The sequence below is a fragment of the Neisseria zoodegmatis genome, from assembly GCF_900187305.1.
Classification (GTDB): Bacteria; Pseudomonadota; Gammaproteobacteria; order Burkholderiales; family Neisseriaceae; genus Neisseria; species Neisseria zoodegmatis.
The window spans coordinates 182,841-200,914 of record NZ_LT906434.1 but is presented as its reverse complement, the minus strand read 5'-3'; the positions used below and the strand labels follow the sequence as shown (position 1 = coordinate 200,914).

At 52.8% G+C, this 18,074-nt stretch carries 13 protein-coding genes and 1 CRISPR repeat array; of the genes, 11 read left to right on the top strand and 2 right to left on the bottom strand.

Annotated elements, in window-relative coordinates:
* Nucleotides 1-14 precede the first annotated feature (14 nt).
* The 11 genes from CKV66_RS01000 (at nt 15) to cas2 (ending at nt 11,920) form a co-directional block, all read left to right on the top strand.
* A complete protein-coding gene (locus CKV66_RS01000) occupies nt 15-266 on the top strand; it encodes a BolA family protein (RefSeq protein WP_085364198.1) in 252 nt (83 codons plus the stop codon).
* Nucleotides 267-512: 246 nt separating this feature from the next.
* A complete protein-coding gene (locus tag CKV66_RS00995) occupies nt 513-2,489 on the top strand; it encodes a transglutaminase family protein (RefSeq protein ID WP_095197809.1) in 1,977 nt (658 codons plus the stop codon).
* Nucleotides 2,490-2,660: 171 nt separating this feature from the next.
* Nucleotides 2,661-4,955 carry a CRISPR-associated helicase/endonuclease Cas3 gene (locus tag CKV66_RS00990; protein ID WP_085364200.1) on the top strand — a complete coding sequence of 765 codons (2,295 nt, stop codon included), beginning with the start codon at nt 2,661-2,663 and terminating at the stop codon, nt 4,953-4,955.
* Nucleotides 4,956-5,035: 80 nt separating this feature from the next.
* A complete protein-coding gene (locus CKV66_RS00985; RefSeq protein WP_085364201.1) occupies nt 5,036-5,266 on the top strand; it encodes a DUF2188 domain-containing protein in 231 nt (76 codons plus the stop codon).
* A gap of 124 nt (nt 5,267-5,390) precedes the next feature.
* Nucleotides 5,391-6,065: a type I-C CRISPR-associated protein Cas5c gene (gene cas5c, locus CKV66_RS00980; protein WP_085364202.1), complete on the top strand. Its 675-nt coding sequence runs from the start codon at nt 5,391-5,393 to the stop codon at nt 6,063-6,065.
* Nucleotides 6,062-7,933: a type I-C CRISPR-associated protein Cas8c/Csd1 gene (gene cas8c, locus CKV66_RS00975; protein WP_085364203.1), complete on the top strand. Its 1,872-nt coding sequence runs from the start codon at nt 6,062-6,064 to the stop codon at nt 7,931-7,933. The genes cas5c and cas8c overlap by 4 nt, the downstream gene beginning before the upstream one ends.
* 18 nt (nt 7,934-7,951) lie before the next feature.
* Nucleotides 7,952-8,815 (top strand): type I-C CRISPR-associated protein Cas7/Csd2, encoded by an 864-nt coding sequence (cas7c, locus tag CKV66_RS00970; protein ID WP_004284050.1) that lies wholly within the window; start codon nt 7,952-7,954, stop codon nt 8,813-8,815.
* 108 nt (nt 8,816-8,923) lie between these two features.
* Nucleotides 8,924-9,532: a CRISPR-associated protein Cas4 gene (gene cas4 / locus CKV66_RS00965; protein WP_050793676.1), complete on the top strand. Its 609-nt coding sequence runs from the start codon at nt 8,924-8,926 to the stop codon at nt 9,530-9,532.
* 36 nt (nt 9,533-9,568) lie between these two features.
* Nucleotides 9,569-10,360, top strand: a complete 792-nt coding sequence (locus CKV66_RS00960) for a hypothetical protein (RefSeq protein WP_004284048.1) — start codon at nt 9,569-9,571, stop codon at nt 10,358-10,360.
* A gap of 175 nt (nt 10,361-10,535) precedes the next feature.
* Complete coding sequence (gene cas1c, locus CKV66_RS00955; RefSeq protein ID WP_085364204.1) at nt 10,536-11,549, top strand: type I-C CRISPR-associated endonuclease Cas1c; 1,014 nt, start codon at nt 10,536-10,538, stop codon at nt 11,547-11,549.
* Nucleotides 11,550-11,626: 77 nt separating this feature from the next.
* Nucleotides 11,627-11,920, top strand: a complete 294-nt coding sequence (cas2, locus tag CKV66_RS00950) for a CRISPR-associated endonuclease Cas2 (RefSeq protein ID WP_085364205.1) — start codon at nt 11,627-11,629, stop codon at nt 11,918-11,920.
* 190 nt (nt 11,921-12,110) lie between these two features.
* Nucleotides 12,111-16,188: direct repeats of the CRISPR family, unit length 32 nt; unit sequence GCAGCCGCCTTCGGGCGGCTGTGTGTTGAAAC.
* 136 nt (nt 16,189-16,324) lie between these two features.
* Here the strand turns inward: cas2 and CKV66_RS00945 are convergent.
* Nucleotides 16,325-17,161, bottom strand: a complete 837-nt coding sequence (locus CKV66_RS00945; protein WP_197697467.1) for a hypothetical protein — start codon at nt 17,159-17,161, stop codon at nt 16,325-16,327.
* 33 nt (nt 17,162-17,194) lie between these two features.
* Nucleotides 17,195-18,031, bottom strand: a complete 837-nt coding sequence (locus CKV66_RS00940) for a DNA cytosine methyltransferase (protein WP_085364207.1) — start codon at nt 18,029-18,031, stop codon at nt 17,195-17,197.
* Nucleotides 18,032-18,074: the final 43 nt, after the last annotated feature.

Below are 18,074 nucleotides of genomic sequence, written 5' to 3'. Positions count from 1 at the left end.
AAGGAACCTCTGCCATGCTTTCTCCCGAACAAGTAAAAAATATGATTGAAGCCGTAGCCCGCTGCGAATATGTTGCCGTAGAAGGCGACGGCCACCACTTCTTTGCCCAAATCGTATCGTCCGAATTTGAAGGCAAAGCCCGCCTTGCCCGCCACCGCCTGATTAAAGACGGTTTGGCCGACAAGCTCGCCAGCAATGAATTGCATGCTTTGTCGATTACGACGGCTGCAACGCCTGAAGAATGGGCGGCGAAACAGGGCGGTTAGGCCGTCTGAAAAACATTGATAAACACGAAGCATACCGCTGCGGATAAGGCGGTATGCTTTAAAAACACCGACAAACATCGCTGCGGACGATCTGCCCGATGTTGATGATAAAAAACAAAAAATAAAGAGATTACTTCGGCTGCCGTTGTCGGCGAAGGTTTGAAGTCTCGAACAAAACAGCGGTTGCTTAGGCACGAAGATGCACGCAACGCAGCCGCACGATAAACACATTACGTCTCATCTATCATGCTGATTCTCAATCCCGCCTTTCTCCAACAACCGCCGCCGCGCGCCGTTGCGTCTGCCGTGCTGTTTACTTTGCTGTGGGCGGCGCTGCCGCTAGTGTCTTCGCTGCCTGCCGCGGTGGTGGCCGTGTTCGGCGGCATGTGGCTGCTGCGCTTGGTTTTGCTGCGGCTGGGCGTGGCCAAGCTGCCGCTGCCGGCATTGGTTTTGCTGATGGTTATCGGCTGCGCGCTGGTGTGGCAGCAGCTCGGCACGGTGATCGGGCGCGACGGCGGGGGGTCGTTTCTGCTGTTGATGGTGATGCTCAAGGCATTCGAAGGCAATACCCGCCGCGACTGGCAGGTGCTGCTGCTGGCCATGCTGTTTTTAATCGGTTCGTCGGTGCTGTTCGATCAAAGCCTGATCATCGGCATATGGCTGCTGCTGGCTTTGCCGATGGCAGGCATATGCTTCGCCGTGCTGTGCGGGTTGAGTGTTAAAGAAGCGGCCAAACACACCGGCCAAGCCCTGCTGCTTACCCTGCCGCTGACCGCCGTGCTGTTTGTGGCCGTGCCTCGTTTGAACGAACCTTTATGGCGCATTCCTCAGCCTCAGCAGGGGCAGGCCAAAACCGGTTTGTCCGACTCGATGGAGCCGGGCAGCATCAGCAATCTGGTGCAGAGCGACGAATGGGTGGCGAACATTACCTTTTCAGACGGCATCAAGCCGCAGCGCAGCGATATGTATTGGCGCGCCATCATCATGGCCGACTTTGACGGCGTGCGTTGGCGCGCGCTCGACAACACCTATATAGACGAAGCCCGCAGCGTGGCCAACCCAGCACGCACCGTTGAATATCAAATGATTATCCGCGACCAAAACGGCGCGTTGCCCGCTTTGGACTATCCCGTCGGCCAGCTGCACGGCAGCCTCACCAAACGCATGGGGCAGATTGTACGCGCCCACCGCAGCCGCGAAGGTTTGCGCCGCATCACCTTGCAGGCATCGTTAAGCGACACCCTGCCGCATGCTCTCAGCCGAAATGAACACGATTTCTACACCCGTCTGCCCGAAGGCAACCTGCAAACCCGCCTGCTCGCCGACACATTGGCCAAGCAGTCTGCCAACGAACGCCAGTTTATCGACAAAGTGCTGCATCACTACCGCAGCAAAAAGTTCGGCTACACCCTGCAACCGCCGCGCACCCCGGGGCGTAACGGCATCGACGAATTTATGTTCCGCACGCATCAAGGCTTTTGCGAACACTACGCCCAAAGTTTCGTGGTGATGATGCGCGCCGTCGGCCTGCCCGCCCGTGTCGTTACCGGCTACCAAGGAGCCGAATACAACGAACAAGCCGGCTTCTGGCAAATCCGCTCTAAAGACGCACACGCATGGGCGGAAGTGTGGCTGCCGCAAGAACAAGCATGGCTGCGCGTCGACCCCACCGCCGCCGTCTCCTCCGTGCGCGCCGAAAGCGGCATCAGCCAAGCCCTGCCCGAAGCCGAGCGCAATATGGTTTCAGACGGCCACAGCCTCTTCGCCCGCTGGCGCGATACCGGCCAATTTTACTGGCAGCAATGGGTGGTGAACTACGACCAAAGCAAACAAAACAACCTCTTCGAGCTGCTCGGCTTGGGCGGATTCAACTGGAAAACCCTGCTGCTGGTGCTGCCCGCAGGCATGGCACTGGCGTTGCTGCCTCTACTGAAATGGTGGTTCGGCAACCGCAACCGCGAACGCGATTACCTAAACGAAGGCTTCGCACAACTCAAAACCGCCTTGCTGGGCGAAGAAGACGAAACCGCCCCCGCCGTGAGCGCAGGCGAACTGCAAAAACTGCTCAACAGCAACGGCATCGAAAGCCCCGAGCTCATCCGCCTGCTCAAACAATACGAACACTGGCTCTACGCCGCCGACCGCCCGACATTGCGCACCCAAAAACGCTGGTATCGCGCAGTACGGAAAATCGTTAAAAAGCATTACCGGCGGCAGCATTAATTTGTTAGGTTTTGCCTATAACAGAGGCCGTCTGAAAACAGCTTTCACCCGATTGTGAGTAGTTTTCAGACGGCCTCTTTTTGCAGTGAAAGGGAGTGCAAATTTCTAAAGTGTTATGATATATTTCTCACTTGGTAATCAATAAAGAAATAATAAAAAATACATTGGAGAATGTCTGTGGATCATCAAACTATCAGAATTTACTACGCCCATTCCGCCGAAAACCAACCTTACGAATACTGGCAAACCATGCGCAGCCATGCCCACAATGTGGGTGAGGCGGCTGCAAGGTTTGCCGCTTTTTTTGGTGCGGAGGAAATGGCGCGTTATACCGGCCAATTGCACGATTTGGGCAAATACACGCCGGAATTTAACCGCCGCCTGCATGGTGGGCCATCGGTTGACCATGCCACGGCTGGCGCAAAAATCGCTTTCGAGCGTTGGGGGTTGCAGGGCAAGTTGATGGCGTTTTGCATTGCCGGCCATCACGCAGGCTTGGCAAACGGAAACAGCGAGGGCGATAACCGCCGCACCTTAACCCAACGCTTGGCCGTGCCATTCGGCAAAGGCATTCACGATATTCCCGAGCCGGATGAGGTGTGGCAGCAGGACATCAGCCTGCCGCAAACTTTGCCCGCGTCCCCCTTGCAGGCTGACAAACACCATCCCTTTTTCTCTTACGCCTTCTTTACCCGCATGCTGTATTCCTGCTTGGTCGATGCCGATTATCTCGACACCGAAGCCTTTTATGCGGGCTTGGAAGATAAAACCGTGCAGCGCGGCGGTCATCCCGATTTATTGCAGCTGCAACAACGCTTTAACCGCTTTATCGGCGATTTCAGACGGCGTATTGCCGAAAAGCCGCAGCAAACCGAAGAAGATAAGCGCAATGCCGCCCTAAACCGCCTGCGCAGCGATATTCTCGACCACGCCGTGAGTCAGGCAGAGCAAGCGCCGGGGCTGTTTACCCTCACTGTACCCACCGGTGGCGGCAAAACCTTCACTTCGATGGCCTTCGCTCTCGAACATGCCAAGCGCCACGGCATGCGCCGCGTGATTTATGTGATTCCCTTCACCAGCATCATCGAGCAAAACGCCGCCGAGTTCCGCAAGGCTTTTGGCGATTTGGGCAAGGATGCCGTGCTGGAGCACCACAGCACGTTTGACGACAGTAAACTCAAAGACCAGCACAGCAAAGACAAACTGCGCCAAGCTTCCGAAAACTGGGATATGCCCGTGGTGGTTACCACTGCCGTGCAGTTTTTCGAATCGCTGTTTGCCGACCGCTCCTCCCGCTGCCGCAAGCTGCACAATATATCCGGCAGTGTGATTATCCTCGACGAAGCGCAAATGCTGCCGCTCAAACTCTTGCTGCCCATCATGCAGGCCGTTAAAGAGCTGGCGCGCAACTACCATTGCTCCGTCGTCATGTGTACCGCCACCCAGCCCGCGATCCAGGCCGAACATGGCTTTTATCGCGGTTTAGAAAATACCCGCGAGCTTGCCCCCAATCCGCCTGAACTGTTCGACAAACTGCGCCGCACTACCGTGCAACATATCGGCATCCAGACCGATGCCGATTTGCTCGAAAAGCTCGCACAGCACAAGCAAATTCTCATCATCGTCAACAACCGCCGCCACGCCCGCAGCCTGTACGACAGCGCCAAACAGCTTGACGGCGTTTTCCACCTCACCACCCTGATGTGCGCCAAACACCGCAGCCAAGTGTTAGAAACCATCCGAGGCCGCCTGAAAAACGGCCAACCTTGCCGTGTGATTGCGAGTTCTTTAGTTGAAGCGGGTGTAGATGTCGATTTCCCCTTGGTGATGCGTGCCGAAGCCGGATTGGACAGCGTTGCCCAAGCCGCAGGACGCTGCAACCGCGAAGGCAAAAGGCCGTCTGAAAACAGCTTCGTCTGGGTGTTCAAACCCGAAGAACAATGGAAAGCCCCGTCCGAACTCGGTCTACTCTCCGCCGCCATGCGCGAAGTCGTGCGCCACCACGCGGACGACCTATTGTCGCCGCAAGCCATCCGCCGCTATTTCCAGCGCGTTTACGAAGAAAAAGGCAAAGAATTAGATAGCAAAGGCATTCTTGAAATGCACAAGAAGGCAGGCAACAGCCTCAATTTCCCCTTCCAAACCATCGCCCAAAAATTCCGCATGATCGAAAGCCATATGCAGCCGCTGATTATCCCGTTCGACCAAGAAGCCGAACGCCTGATCGACAGCCTGCGCCATGCCGACCAAATCGGCAGACTGCTGCGCAAGCTCCAGCCCTACACCGTACAAGTGCCCGAGCGCGCCATGCAGGCACTCTTCAAAGATGGCCGTATTGAAGCCATCAATGACGAGCGGTTTGGCAAGCAGTTTTATCGCCTGATTGGTCTGGGTCTGTATGACAAAGTAGCGGGGTTGAGTTGGGAAAACAGCATCTTCATTGCCGCTGAAAGGAGTGTCATTTAAAACATGATAAATTGAAAAAAATATTGCATAGAGTAGATGGAGGTATTAGACTGTAGTCTCTGCAAGTAAAGGAGTTAGCTATGAGCAAGAAAAATCAACATGTTGTCCCTCATTCTGACGGATGGGCAGTTAAGGGAGCAGGGAACAGCAAGGCGACAGCTGTCTATGGAACACAGAAGGAGGCCATTATCCGTGCGCAGGAAATTGCCAAAAATCAGCGTGCAGATACCAAGATTCACGGAATGGATGGCAGGATTCGGGCGGGTAACAGCTACGGAAATGATCCTTGTCCGCCACGCGACAAAAAATAAGAGGGGTTTCGATTATCTGAATTGAGATAGTCGTGGATTGAAACAATTTGTCATGATTTCAAATGAAAACCGCCTCCCTTCGGGGAGGCGTGGATTGAACAAGAAGCAGAGGAGAGAGCGGTGCATGGAGAATAAAGTTCGTTTACACATCTGGGGCGACTACGCCTGCTTTACCCGCCCGGAGATGAAAGTGGAGCGGGTGTCTTACGATGTGATTACACCGTCGGCGGCGCGGGGGATTTTGGCAGCGGTGCATTGGAAGCCGGCGATTCGTTGGGTGGTTGACCGTATTCATGTGTTGAAGCCGATTCGTTTCGAGTCGGTGCGGCGCAATGAGCTGGGCAGCAAGATTTTGGCCAGCAAGGTTAGCGGGGCGATGCGGCGCAAGCGTGTGGAAGATTTGTATGCGCTGATTGAGGATGACCGTCAGCAGCGCGCGGCGACGGTGTTGAAAGATGTTGGCTATGTGATTGAGGCGCATGCCGTGTTAACGCCGCAGGCGGGCGAGGGCGAAACGGTTGCCAAGCATATCGAGATGTTTAAACGCCGCGCCGCAAAAGGGCAGTGTTTCCAGCAGCCTTGCATGGGCGTGCGCGAGTTTCCGGCGCATTTTGCGTGGGTGGATGAGGATTCGCTGACGGAGTCGGAGCTACCTGAAAACGAGCGCGACCGCGATTTGGGTTGGATGCTGCACGATATTGATTTCGACGGTAGCAATCTGCCGCACTTTTTCCGTGCGGAGATGAAAAACGGGGTGGTTGAAGTGCCGCCGTTTTTTGCGGAGGAGGTGAAAAAATGATTTTGACCGCTCTTGCACGCTATTACCGCCGCTTGGCGGCTGAAAATGATGTGGCGGGCAATCCGAAAGTGCCACCTTATGGGTTTAGCGAAGAAAAAATCGGTTGGGTGCTGGTGTTGGATGCAGACGGCCTGTTGGTGGATGTGGTGCAGCATTTTACGACTGAGGGCAAAAAGCCGCAGCCCCGCTTGATGAGTGTGCCTAAAACAGGAGGCTCTAATAGCAACAGTATTAAGCCAAATTTTCTTTGGGGTAACACCCAATATATTTTGGGTGTTACTAAAAAAGAAACAAAAGATAAGGACAGAACAAACAGGTGTTTTTCTTCATTTAGAGAATACCACTTTAGGCTATTGGAGAAAGAGCAAGACAAAGGTTTGTTGGCCTTGAGCCGTTTTTTGGAACGTTGGCAGCCCGAGCAATTTGCCCATCCGCCATGTTTGCCTGACATGCTCGATGCCAACGTAGTGTTTAAATTGGACGGTGCACACGGCTATATTCATCAGTGTGAAGCGGCACAATCCTTGTGGGTCAATCATTTGCAAAGCGATGAAGCAGAGCAGGGTTTGTGTTTGGTAAGCGGCGAACAAGCACCGATTGCGCGTACACATCCAGTTATTAAAGGGGTTGAGGGCGGAGAAAAGTCTGGTGGTATGATTATTTCCTTCAACAAGGAATCGTTCACTTCTTTCGGCAAAGAGCAGGGTGCGAATGCGCCGGTGTCGGAAGTGTCTGCCTTTGCCTATACCACCGCACTCAATTACTTGCTGCGCCGTGAAAACGGCCATTGCCTGACCATCGGCGATGCCAGCACCGTTTTCTGGGCAGAAGCCGCCACGCCCGAGCAAGCTGAGGCAGCGGAAGGTTTTTTTGCCGCCGCGATGACACCGCCCGACGATGAGCAGGAAAACCAGAAAATCTTCGATGTTTTGGCGCAAGTGGTCAAAGGCCGCCCGCTTCGGGAAATCGATCCGAATTTGGACGACCAAACCCGTTTTTATATTTTGGGTTTGGCACCCAATGCTTCGCGCATTTCCATCCGTTTTTGGCTGGATACCACGTTTGGCAAGCTGGCGGAAAATATCAAAAAACATCGCGATGATTTGTCGATTAACCCGCCTGTATGGGGTGCAAAACCGCCTTCCGTTTGGCGGATATTGCTGGAAACCACGCCCAAGCGCAAAGGAGCCGACGGCCGTCTGAAAAAGTCGGAAAGCAAAGACATTCCGCCGCAATTGGCAGGGGAATACATGCGTGCCATCTTAACGGGCAGGCATTATCCGCAAACCATGCTGTCGCGCATGATTGGCCGTATCCGCTCGGACGGCTTCATTAGCGGCCTGCGGGTAGCGGTAATTAAATCGGTTTTAAAACGTAACAATTTATGCAAAGAGGAGTTTGATATGGGGCTTAATGAAGAAACTCAAGACATTCCGTACCGCTTGGGGCGTTTGTTTGCCATTATCGAATTGGCGCAATCATCTGCTTTGGGGGAGTTGAATGCCGGTGTGAGAGATAAATTTTACGGCGGTGCTTCCAGTTCGCCGCACAGCACTTTCCCCTTGCTTTTGGATAATTACCGTACCCACATCTCCGGCTTGAGAAAAGGTAAAAAAGCAAAATGGGTAACAGGAGATTCTAAAAAACTGGCCAATTGGCTGGAAAACAAAGTTGGGGAAATTGTCAGCGTTTTTGATGCTGAAACCCCGTTCCCCCGCCATTTATCGCTGGAAGAACAAGGCCGTTTTGTCATTGGTTATTACCAACAGCGGTTCAAAAAATACAGCAAGCAAGAAGGTGGAGATGTTCCTGAAGACATTGAGCTGGCCAATCATTTGAAGACAGAATCTGATTCTGAAGACGAATAAATCCAAGGAGATAAAGTGATGAGTATCCAAAACCGCTACGAATTCGTGTTTTTCTTCGACGTAACCAACGGCAACCCCAATGGAGACCCCGACGCCGGCAATATGCCGCGCCTCGACCCCGAGTCCAGCAAAGGCTTGGTAACCGATGTGTGCCTGAAGCGCAAAATCCGCAACTTTGTGGAGCTGGCCAACGAAAACCAAGCGGGCTATGAGATTTACGTGAAAGAAAAAAGCGTGCTCAACCTGCAAAACAAACGCGCTTATGAAGCCCTCGGCATCGAATCCGAAGCCAAAAAGCTGCCCAAAGACGAAGCCAAAGCCCGCGACATCACCGCATGGATGTGCAAAAATTTCTTCGATATCCGTACCTTCGGTGCAGTGATGACCACTGAAGTCAACAGCGGCCAAGTGCGCGGCCCCGTGCAGCTCGCCTTCGCCCAATCCGTCGACCCCATCGTGCCGCTGGAAGTCTCCATCACCCGCATGGCCGTAACCAACGAAAAAGACCTCGAAAAAGAACGCACCATGGGGCGCAAATACATCGTCCCCTATGCACTCTATCGTGTGCACGGCTTCGTTTCCGCCAACCTTGCCGCCAAAACCGGCTTCTCCGATGAAGACCTGCAACAGCTGTGGAACGCCTTAAGGCTCATGTTCGAGCACGACCGCTCCGCCGCCCGTGGTGAAATGGCCGCCCGCAAACTCATTGTTTTTAAACACGACAGCGCACTCGGCAACGAACCCGCGCATAAACTGTTTGAAGCCGTCAAAGTCGAGCGCATCCACGGCGAAAGCGGCACACCCGCTGCTGCATTCAGCGATTACCGCATTAGTGTGCATTCAGACGGCCTCAAGGGGGTAACCGTAGAAGAACTTCTGTGATAAAAATTCTCATAATAAGCGCTTATTAATGGTAAAAACACACTATATAAAGCGCTTAATATAGATGTTTTTTACCGCAATAAGCGCTTATGAATGAGAAAAAATACCATGATAAGCATCCCGCTCTCCGCCCTGCAACACTACGCCTTTTGCCCGCGCCAGTGTGCCTTGATTCATAACGAACAAGTATGGGCGGAGAACTATTTGACCGCACAAGGCAGCGCTTTGCATGAGCGGGTGGACGGCGGCGAGCCGGAAACGCGCAAGGGCGTGCGCTTCGAGCGCAGCGTGCATGTGTCGGCGGAAAAATTGGGTGTGCACGGCGTGTTGGATATGGTCGAGCGCGATATTCAGACAGGCCGTCTGAAGCCCGTCGAATACAAACGCGGCAAACCCAAGCCCGAGCCGTTCGATGAAATCCAGCTCTGCGCCCAAGCCCTGTGCCTGGAGGAAATGACCGGGCAAACGGTGGCAGAGGGCGCATTGTGGTACATGCAAACCCGCCACCGCGTGCCGGTGGTGTTTTCAGACGGCCTCAGGGCGGAAACGCTGGACGTTATCCGCAATGTGCGCGAACTACTGGACAGCGGTACCACCCCGCCGCCCGAATACGGCAAACGCTGTAAAGCCTGTTCGTTGATTGAGGTTTGCCAGCCGAAGTTGGTGGAGAAGGATAGGTCGGTGGGGTATGTGGCGGGGTTGTTTAGAGTGGAATAAGGTAAATGTTACTTCTATTTTAAATAGGATAATTAAATGAATAAAAAGCCTATTAATTTATGGTTAGAAAAACTGTCTCTGTGGGGAATAGTAGCGTTACTTGTGATGTCTATAATTGTTCCTTTGTTATTTCAAGAAAATAATATGTGGACTAGTTTATCGTCAAATATTGGGATAGCTCTTTTTTCAGCTCTATCTATATCTAAATTTCTGCAAAAGGAAACTAAGGATTTCATATTTAATGAAATACCACTTCTTCAAAAAGCTAATGAAGTTGGAATTGCCTCTATTTTAGAAAATGGAAGTATCGAATCACTTGATTTTAAAGAATCAAAAGTATTTATTATAGCCATGAATGATGGAAAGTTTTTCATTACGCAGAATGCTGAAAATTTATGTAATAGATTTGAAAAAGAAGGTATGACCACTACATTTATTTTGTTAGATGGGGAATCTGATGCAGCTAAACTTCTGTGTCATGCTAATGGTAAAGATGATATTAATTCATATAAGAATAAAATTGATCAAGCTGTCAAGGAGATAAAAAATTTTTCAGATAGATATTCAAAGCATAATTTTGAAATTTATATGTACTCAAAAGGTTATTTTAGATCGTCAATAATATTAACTGATAGTAAAGCGCTAGTTGGATTATATAGAAATTCGCCTGGGAAAGGTAAAATACCGTTACATATTTTAATATCCAAATCTGGTAGTGAATTTGACGCAATAAAAAATGACGTTATGCAGTTAAAAAGTTTATCTAGACCAGTACAGGTTGTAGAAACTATAAATATAGCTCAACAAAATGCTGATATTCTAAGCTAAGTATGTAGTTGGTGTAGGTCGGATACTCGTATCCGACAAATGTTTGATATTTTCGTTGTCTCAAATTATTGCGATAAATTTGAAAATGTCGGATTCAAGAATCCGACCTACCCTGTTTCAGGTAGCCTAAGCATCAATCCCTAAGAGTGCGCTCAAAATCCGAGGAGTTTTTATCATGCGCAAACTGCAAAACACGCTCTATATCACCACCCAAGGCAGTTATCTGCATAAGGAGCGGGAAACGCTGGTGGTGGAGCAGGAGCGCAAGAAGGTGGCGCAGTTGCCGGTGCATGCGATCGGGCATATATTTTGTTTCGGCAATGTGCTGGTGTCGCCGTTTTTGATGGGTTTTTGCGGCGAAAACAATGTGAATTTGGCGTTTTTTACCGAGAACGGGCGGTTTTTGGGGCGTTTGCAGGGGCGGCAGAGTGGTAATGTGTTGTTGCGGCGGGCGCAGTATCGGCAGTCGGAGCAGAATCCTGTGCCGATTGCGCGGCATATTATTGCGGCGAAGATTCAGTCGGCCAAGCGGGTGTTGCAGCGGCGTTTGCGTAATCATGGCGAGCATGCGGAGGTGTTGGCGGCGGTAACGGCGTTGAATTTTTCTTTGCAGCAGTTGAAGCGGGCGGAGTGTTTGGACAAGGTTCGCGGGATTGAGGGCGATGCGGCGGCGCGTTATTTCGGGGTGTTCCGGCATTTGCTTGCGGAGAAAAGCGGTTTTGATTTTGACGGTCGCAACCGCCGCCCGCCGCGTGATGGGGTGAATGCGCTGTTGTCTTTTCTGTATGCGGTGCTGGGCAAAGACATCAGCGGGGCGTTGCAGGGCGTGGGCTTGGATCCGCAGGTGGGCTTTCTGCATGCCGACCGGCCGGGGCGCGACAGTTTGGCGCAGGATATTTTGGAAGAGTTCCGCGCATGGTGGGTGGACAGGTTGGTGCTTTCCCTGATTAACCGCGGGCAAATCAAGCCGCAGGATTTTGTGCATGAGGCCAGCGGCGCGGTGAATATCAAGCCCGAAGCGCGCAAGTTGCTGTTTCAAACGCTGCAAAGCAAGAAGCAGGAAAAGATTATGCATCCGTTTTTGCAGGAGGAAGTGGAAATCGGCTTGCTGCCGTATATTCAGGCGATGCTGCTGGCGCGGCATCTGCGAGGGGATTTGGCAGAGTATCCGCCGTTTTTGATGCGTTGAGTTTTTCAGACAGGCATCTTCAGACGGCCTTTCCGCTTATATTTGAGGCCGTCTGAAACAGAAATAGGGGAAATAGCATGTTGATGTTGATTACTTATGATATTTCGCTGGAAGATGCAGAGGGGCAGGCGAGGCTGCGGCGCATCGCCAAACATTGTTTGGACTACGGCGTGCGCGTGCAATATTCGGTATTCGAGTGCGACGTTACGCCGGATCAATGGGTAAAACTGAAGGCCAAGCTGCTGGATACTTACCAGCCCGAAACCGACAGTCTGCGCTTTTACCATCTGGGCAGCAAATGGCGGCGCAAGGTGGAACATCACGGCGCGAAAGCGGCGGTAGATGTGTTTCAGGATACGCTGATCGTGTGAATCGCTAACCCGTGGTTCTCATGAAAACATGGGGAGGTTAGCGATGCGGAATTGTTCTTTAACAATCAGGACATTAGGAAAGCGGGTGTGGCGGAATAAGGCTGTGTTATACTCGCTTTTCGCGTTTTCGGAGAGTTTTAGCGAATCAGGGCCGTGCAAGCCTTGATGGATAAAGGTTTCTGAGAAGGCTGCAGCCGCCTTCGGGCGGCTGTGTGTTGAAACTTCGCGCTGCAAGCGCGTACCGATGCGGGTAAAGAGGCAGCCGCCTTCGGGCGGCTGTGTGTTGAAACATATTCGGTCATCTGAACTGTTCCCCCGCCTGAATGCAGCCGCCTTCGGGCGGCTGTGTGTTGAAACAGGTTAAAATCAGCGCGTAAACTTGAACGCAATAGCAGCCGCCTTCGGGCGGCTGTGTGTTGAAACTCATAAATCCTCTCAAAAAGGACTACGAAATGAACGCAGCCGCCTTCGGGCGGCTGTGTGTTGAAACATTGCGTGTCTGCAGTAGCGGAGAAGATGGCATGGCAGCCGCCTTCGGGCGGCTGTGTGTTGAAACATCCGCCTTCGGGCGGATTTTTTTTGGCCTAATCGCAGCCGCCTTCGGGCGGCTGTGTGTTGAAACACAGCATACGTCAACAGCGCGGCAAAGCAAGTTGCAGCCGCCTTCGGGCGGCTGTGTGTTGAAACTTTATCAGCAATGATGCCGACTTGGCCTTGTTTAAGCAGCCGCCTTCGGGCGGCTGTGTGTTGAAACAAGAAATTCAACCAAACACAAGCCGAAAAGCTGGCGCAGCCGCCTTCGGGCGGCTGTGTGTTGAAACTCGATGTGGCCGAAATCAGACTTAATCAGGTTTAGCAGCCGCCTTCGGGCGGCTGTGTGTTGAAACAACAATAAAAAAACGGCCTTGAATATTACGCTACCGCAGCCGCCTTCGGGCGGCTGTGTGTTGAAACGGGCAAAACCGCATCAATCGTGCATATGTTGATGGCAGCCGCCTTCGGGCGGCTGTGTGTTGAAACGCCTTTTATCAGAAAACCTAATAAATCAGATTCAGGCAGCCGCCTTCGGGCGGCTGTGTGTTGAAACAAGTAATGCAAAGGTATGTTAAATTCCTGCTTTCGCAGCCGCCTTCGGGCGGCTGTGTGTTGAAACCACCAGTTTGCGGTCGGCCAAATAGTCAAGCTGCTGCAGCCGCCTTCGGGCGGCTGTGTGTTGAAACAAGTGGAACGAAAACCAAATCAGAGTACGCGAGAGCAGCCGCCTTCGGGCGGCTGTGTGTTGAAACCATATACCGACCTGAACACCCTGATCCTGCATGGGCAGCCGCCTTCGGGCGGCTGTGTGTTGAAACCGTATTGTTGAGGCAACTGCCGATGAAATTATTCGCAGCCGCCTTCGGGCGGCTGTGTGTTGAAACACCATCAAAGTCCCCTTAAAGGTCAAAAAACCGGCAGCCGCCTTCGGGCGGCTGTGTGTTGAAACGCCAAGTCGGGTCTTGTTGCAGCTTGGCGGGCAGCAGCCGCCTTCGGGCGGCTGTGTGTTGAAACCACTCAAGGAAAGTGATGCCGACAATTGTCAAAGCAGCCGCCTTCGGGCGGCTGTGTGTTGAAACCAGACAGTATGCTATATCGTATGGAAAATTTGCGGCAGCCGCCTTCGGGCGGCTGTGTGTTGAAACTCTTGTTGCGAGCAATACGGCGAAAGCAAAGGCGCAGCCGCCTTCGGGCGGCTGTGTGTTGAAACCGTTGGCAGAGGGTAAAATACAGCTGCTACCGCCAGCAGCCGCCTTCGGGCGGCTGTGTGTTGAAACCCGACACGATGGACATTCTGCCTGCGCCCCAAGCAGCCGCCTTCGGGCGGCTGTGTGTTGAAACAATAAAGCCGGTTAAAAAGGCCAAGCCACCTTCTGCAGCCGCCTTCGGGCGGCTGTGTGTTGAAACAAGCGCCAACGCATCCAGCACGGCAACCGGCAACGCAGCCGCCTTCGGGCGGCTGTGTGTTGAAACCTAGCTCATCGCTCCCCCGAACTATTGAGTTTTTGGCAGCCGCCTTCGGGCGGCTGTGTGTTGAAACGACGAGGGTGTCTTTTTTTGGATTTGCCATAGTCGCAGCCGCCTTCGGGCGGCTGTGTGTTGAAACTCGTGGTGCGTCAGGCAACTCGATTAAACAGGAAAGCAGCCGCCTTCGGGCGGCTGTGTGTTGAAACTACCAGCCGCATAAGTGCGAGATACAGCCTACACAGCAGCCGCCTTCGGGCGACTGTGTGTTGAAACATCTTCATTTTGTTCAGCTTTCTGAAACTGCGTGACAGCCGCCTTCGGGCGGCTGTGTGTTGAAACACTGCTGGAAACGCAGGATTGGGCGTTAATTACGCAGCCGCCTTCGGGCGGCTGTGTGTTGAAACTTTGTCTTGACCGTTGATTGGTTGCTCACAATCAGCAGCCGCCTTCGGGCGGCTGTGTGTTGAAACTTTGTACGCTGAGGACAATATCTATACAGAGATAGCAGCCGCCTTCGGGCGGCTGTGTGTTGAAACCCGCAAACCTGCGATGATGATGTGCTCGAAACACGCAGCCGCCTTCGGGCGGCTGTGTGTTGAAACTGGAGACGGTACAGTTTTTGCAGAAAAAGGGTGTGGCAGCCGCCTTCGGGCGGCTGTGTGTTGAAACCCAAAAAACCAAGTACGCAGCCCCCAAAGTAAAAGCAGCCGCCTTCGGGCGGCTGTGTGTTGAAACCAGACCCGCGCGCAGGCCGATGCGTTTTTGGCCGCGGCAGCCGCCTTCGGGCGGCTGTGTGTTGAAACAGAGAATGGCAATAAAGCCGCTGAACAAATCGCGCAGGCAGCCGCCTTCGGGCGGCTGTGTGTTGAAACGTGAGTGACCAGCAGCTCGGAAGACACGGGCGGCAGCAGCCGCCTTCGGGCGGCTGTGTGTTGAAACTCATGCAATTGGGTAAGCGGGTTGATGCCTGCGGGCAGCCGCCTTCGGGCGGCTGTGTGTTGAAACGGAAGACGAATTTACCGCCCTGTTGAAAGAAAAAGCAGCCGCCTTCGGGCGGCTGTGTGTTGAAACTGATTAAATCTTACCGCTACCCTTAAGCAACTCGGCAGCCGCCTTCGGGCGGCTGTGTGTTGAAACTATTGGAAGTAAGCTGAAATCAGGGTAATCTGAAAGCAGCCGCCTTCGGGCGGCTGTGTGTTGAAACAATTTCTGTGTCGGCTTATTTACTACCGGCAAAGCAGCCGCCTTCGGGCGGCTGTGTGTTGAAATCCCTTGCCATTTTGGGCGTTGTAGCGGGGCTTTAGCAGCCGCCTTCGGGCGGCTGTGTGTTGAAACCGGCAAGGCCGCCCAAAAATCCGCCCGCTGCTGATGCAGCCGCCTTCGGGCGGCTGTGTGTTGAAACTTGATTTGTTCATGATAAGTTCCTTTACAAATTTGCAGCCGCCTTCGGGCGGCTGTGTGTTGAAACTATCAAACCCATAAAGAGGAGATGGAGCGCGGTGCGCAGCCGCCTTCGGGCGGCTGTGTGTTGAAACAAGCATTACGCCGTGCATGATTTTGCCGAGTTTTTGGCAGCCGCTTTCGGGCGGCTGTGTGTTGAAACCTCTATTACGGATAAAGTAAATGACATTTACACTGCAGCCGCCTTCGGGCGGCTGTGTGTTGAAACCACCAAATCATTTAAGGGGCGCCGCTCTTCCGCAGGCAGCCGCCTTCGGGCGGCTGTGTGTTGAAACATGTGTGAATTTGTAGAAACGGGCAGCAATGTTTGCAGCCGCCTTCGGGCGGCTGTGTGTTGAAACTACATATCCCCCCAAGTCCCCCGGCGCAACAGATAGCAGCCGCCTTCGGGCGGCTGTGTGTTGAAACATGCCGCGATGCATGAGGCGATGAAGTCAGGCAAGCAGCCGCCTTCGGGCGGCTGTGTGTTGAAACTACAAACAGAATGCCTGTGCTTTTTTGATAGCCATCAGCCGCCTTCGGGCGGCTGTGTGTTGAAACAAGCTCCGCCTTGATGGTCTCGAGCATTGGGTATTCAGCCGCTTTCGGGCGGCTGTGTGTTGAAACAGCCGCGAACTGACACCGGTGTTGCAAGCCAAAGGTCAGCCGCCTTCGGGCGGCTGTGTGTTGAAACGACGTGCGCCTGCGCTACGACGAAATCGACGCATGTCAGCCGCCTTCGGGCGGCTGTGTGTTGAAACAGATGATGCCCCAACACATCTGCCGCGTGCTGATTCAGCCGCCTTCGAGCGGCTGTGTGTTGAAACTTTAAACCATGTTTAAAGGGGCTTTTATGAGCGGATGTAAGGGCGCGCGCGTTTTGTCATTGGTTTGCATTTTTTTTGTCATGCACTGGTGGGAATCGAGCCATGACAAAAGCAGCGCAATTTTCCGCCATCCACACTAGAATTTAAAAACCATATTATCCACATATTTCGCCCTTGTAGAGACGCTTGCTGTGTAACTTACATGCTCCATCCCATCAAATACCGCCCAATCGTCAGGGCGGCATTCTTTTATGAAATCCAAATAATCCATAAACTCGCTGCGTGTGCTGCTGAAGAATACGAAAGGCGGGCGAACCATGTGGATAAGACGCAAAAACTCAACCATGCCGAAGTAATTTTGGTTGGCATACATGCCTTGTAATGTTGATACATACGGGGGATCGAGTACGAGCAGGGTATCGGGCTGCGATGTATATTGGGGCAGCAGGGTTTGAAACGGCTGGGAAACAATCTCTAATCCTTTCAAATAGTATTCGGCATCGGGGTAATCGGTTTGTCGGATACAGTTATACATATTTTTGCTAAGAAACTCGGCCATTGTGCCGGCCTGATTACTGCTAAACAGTAGCCAAGAACGCAAACAGCCCAAGTCTTTATAGCCGTCGAATGATTCGATGACATCAACGACCTTAGACTTAGTTGCTTTGTCGATATGTTTATCGCGCGGATAACTTGCCAATAATTCTGCAAGCTTCTTGCGCAGACGGTTTGTGTCTGGGATATGGCGCAAACGGTCGGCATAGCCGTCGAAATCGTTATAAATGACGCGGGCTGATGGTTTAACGTGTTTGGCAACATGAGCCAGCAAACCACTACCGCCGAATGCATCCACTATCGTCCAACCGGCCCCGTCGGCAGGGATATGGTTTAGAACCTGTTTAAACTGCTTGATAAAGTTACGTTTTTGGCCGACAAACGGCAAAGGAGCTTTAGTGTAATGTGTCATAGACAGCAGGCGCTCGCGGCACTCTGCCTTTTTGATTAATCAGAATGTTTTGATGAGTTTTTCGGCGACCCAACGTGCGACTTGCGGACAGACGGCGTTTCCGGCAGCCCGAGCTTCCGCAAAGTTGGACGCATCCAATCCTTTGCGAAGCCCATTATCTGTAACCGTTCTGCCCCGCTCAACCATCTTACTCCGTCCGTCGGCGACAAGGCAGATATTGGCACCCGATATGTCGATATTGGTCCCGCTGGGGAAGCCTGCAAGTAAAGTTGGGTGTGCGTCCGCCCACGGGCCACCCGCTGCCGCCTTGCCAGCCAGTCTGTCAGTTGGTCCGGCGTCAACCATAAACTCAATGGGTGGCTGCTCTCCCAGTCCAGCGACCACGAATACGCGACGGCGTTTTGTGGGGACTCCGAAATAGCGAGCATCAAGCACTCGCCAGCATCCCACATACCCGCATTCGGCAAGGGACTGGATAACTGTTTGAAAGTCTTTGCCATCATTTGAATTGAGCAGCCCCGTGACGTTTTCAAGCACCACCCAGCGGGGCTTAAGCGTGTTGACGATATTGAGTGCGTCGAAGAACAGGCCGGTGCGTTCGCCCGCAAGTCCGCGGCGCTTGCCTGCGGTGCTGACATCTTGACAGGGGAATCCGCCGATGATGACGTCGGTGTGCCATAGGTCGGGCAAACAGGTACGGACATCGGTAAATTGTTTTGCGTGCGGGAATCTGTCGGCAAGCACGGCGCGGGGTACGTCGGAGATTTCAACTTGCCATGCGGTTGTGAATCCCGCCTGCTCGAAGCCGAGATCGAAGCCGCCGATGCCTGCAAATAGGCTGCCGACGGTTGGTCGTGAAGGTGCTTGTGCATCCATATTTTCCTTTCGCGTCGGCATTCTTGATGCTCTGTTTTAAAAT

What these genes read in the sequence shown, in the direction of transcription:
- CKV66_RS01000 (WP_085364198.1), top strand. Translation starts at nt 15, where the DNA reads ATGCTTTCTCCCGAACAAGTAAAAAATATGATTGAAGCCGTAGCCCGC.
- CKV66_RS00995 (WP_095197809.1), top strand. Translation starts at nt 513, where the DNA reads ATGCTGATTCTCAATCCCGCCTTTCTCCAACAACCGCCGCCGCGCGCC.
- CKV66_RS00990 (WP_085364200.1), top strand. Translation starts at nt 2,661, where the DNA reads ATGTCTGTGGATCATCAAACTATCAGAATTTACTACGCCCATTCCGCC.
- CKV66_RS00985 (WP_085364201.1), top strand. Translation starts at nt 5,036, where the DNA reads ATGAGCAAGAAAAATCAACATGTTGTCCCTCATTCTGACGGATGGGCA.
- cas5c (WP_085364202.1), top strand. Translation starts at nt 5,391, where the DNA reads ATGGAGAATAAAGTTCGTTTACACATCTGGGGCGACTACGCCTGCTTT.
- cas8c (WP_085364203.1), top strand. Translation starts at nt 6,062, where the DNA reads ATGATTTTGACCGCTCTTGCACGCTATTACCGCCGCTTGGCGGCTGAA.
- cas7c (WP_004284050.1), top strand. Translation starts at nt 7,952, where the DNA reads ATGAGTATCCAAAACCGCTACGAATTCGTGTTTTTCTTCGACGTAACC.
- cas4 (WP_050793676.1), top strand. Translation starts at nt 8,924, where the DNA reads ATGATAAGCATCCCGCTCTCCGCCCTGCAACACTACGCCTTTTGCCCG.
- CKV66_RS00960 (WP_004284048.1), top strand. Translation starts at nt 9,569, where the DNA reads ATGAATAAAAAGCCTATTAATTTATGGTTAGAAAAACTGTCTCTGTGG.
- cas1c (WP_085364204.1), top strand. Translation starts at nt 10,536, where the DNA reads ATGCGCAAACTGCAAAACACGCTCTATATCACCACCCAAGGCAGTTAT.
- cas2 (WP_085364205.1), top strand. Translation starts at nt 11,627, where the DNA reads ATGTTGATGTTGATTACTTATGATATTTCGCTGGAAGATGCAGAGGGG.
- CKV66_RS00940 (WP_085364207.1), bottom strand. Translation starts at nt 18,031, where the DNA reads ATGGATGCACAAGCACCTTCACGACCAACCGTCGGCAGCCTATTTGCA.